Below are 1,202 nucleotides of genomic sequence, written 5' to 3'. Positions count from 1 at the left end.
CAGCCCCCCCTTGGTAAGGGGGGGAGTAAGAGAAAATTTCCCCTTCTCTTCTCCCCCCCTTAATAAGGGGGGCCAGGGGGGTTCTTCTCTTACTAAGGGGGGCCAGGGGGGTGCAGTTTTGATTGATTTTGGCTTGGCGCGACAGGTGACAGCGCCGGGGAAATTGCGGACAAATAGCAATTCCGGGACTGAGTGTTACGCACCCATTGAATTATTAGAAAAACGCGCCGAACTTGGCGCTTATACTGATGTTTATTCCCTAGCAGCAACGCTTTATGTCATGTTGACTGGTGAGTTGCCCTTTCCGTCGCAATTCAGAAAGCAAAATATTCCTTTAACTCCGCCAAAGCAATTCAATTCAGAAATTAGCGACAGGGTGAATGCCGCGATTATAAAAGGGATGGAGTTGGAACCGCAAAATCGCCCGCAGTCGGTGCAGGAATGGTTGGATTTGCTGATACCGAAACCTGTGGCTTTGGATTTAGGGATGGCTAACAAAGCGGAGACAGTGCAATTAGATTTGTTGGATTTGCTGATACCGAAACCTGTGGCTGCTGAGACTACGCGAGTAATTTCAGCCGTGGGGATGGATTATATAAACTTGCGGAATTTATTGGCGGCTAAAAAGTGGGAAGAAGCCGATGAGGAAACAGCGAGAGTGATGTGTAAGGTGGCGGGTAGAGAGGAAGAAGGATGGCTGAATACAGAAAGTATTGATAATTTTCCCTGCGAGGACTTGCGTACCATCGACCAACTTTGGGTAAAATACAGCAATGGGCGCTTCGGCTTTAGCGTGCAGAAGCGCATCTATCAAAGTTTGGGGGGGACTAGGGAATATGATAGTAAAGTATGGGAAGCGTTTGGCGATCGGGTAGGCTGGAGAAAAAATAACGAATGGTTGTATTACAGCGACCTCACTTTTTCAGAGAAAGCACCAGAGGCACACCTCCCGTCGTCGTGTGAATTTCGAGGGGGTACTCTTCTGATGGGGTACTCTTGTCTAGCGTCTGAATTTCGAGGGGGTACTCTTCTCTTGCGGTGTGAATTTCAGACTTGTAAAGTGTAACATCTAAGCGTTACAGATTTTTATTAAGACTTGTGAAGAAGACTTTTTGCACGAAGCCATGCCTGTTCTAGGTTTCCGATACCTGGCACTGCGAGTCAAACTCTTGCTCCCCCCCTTACCAAGGGGGGGCTGGGGG

Annotated in this window: 1 protein-coding gene; it reads left to right on the top strand. The window is 48.4% G+C overall.

The window, feature by feature from the left end; genetic code table 11:
• Positions 1 to 118: 118 nt before the first annotated feature.
• Positions 119 to 1,066: a GUN4 domain-containing protein gene (locus QT974_RS34565; RefSeq protein ID WP_333472851.1), complete on the top strand. Its 948-nt coding sequence runs from the start codon at positions 119 to 121 to the stop codon at positions 1,064 to 1,066.
• The last annotated feature ends 136 nt before the right edge of the window (positions 1,067 to 1,202 follow it).

The organism is Microcoleus sp. BM001215392 (assembly GCF_036700185.1).
In the GTDB taxonomy this organism is placed as follows: domain Bacteria; phylum Cyanobacteriota; class Cyanobacteriia; order Cyanobacteriales; family Microcoleaceae; genus Microcoleus.
Note: the sequence above shows the minus strand (reverse complement) of the source record. Positions and strands in the feature narration are given on the sequence as shown.